Raw genomic sequence first — 257 nt, forward strand, 5'->3', positions numbered from 1 at the left:
GGAGCAAGGCTGGAGCGAGGGAACCCCGGAGCGCAGCGTAGGGGCCGGATGCAGGAGCCAGCGTTTTTTGGTTACTTTTTGTCGCGTCTGACAAAAAGTGACCCGCCGTAAAGGCGGAAAGGTGACTCAGCGTCGCCATCGCAAACGGACTTTCCGCTTATGTCAAAACCAGCAGTTTCAAAAAATCGACTGCATTGAAAATGGCGAAACATCCATTCGCCATGGCGGCGCTCACTCACCTTTTCGCCTTTACGGCG

General features: G+C 54.9%; 1 protein-coding gene. It reads right to left on the minus strand.

Going from position 1 to position 257, the window contains the following annotated elements; all coding sequences use genetic code 11:
• Positions 1-71 precede the first annotated feature (71 nt).
• Positions 72-257: hypothetical protein (locus tag ACNFG0_RS22935; protein ID WP_416766551.1), on the minus strand; the 186-nt coding region annotated here is incomplete at its 5' end.

The sequence above is a fragment of the Pseudomonas sp. NY15372 genome, assembly GCF_048068215.1.
GTDB lineage: Bacteria > Pseudomonadota > Gammaproteobacteria > Pseudomonadales > Pseudomonadaceae > Aquipseudomonas > Aquipseudomonas guariconensis_A.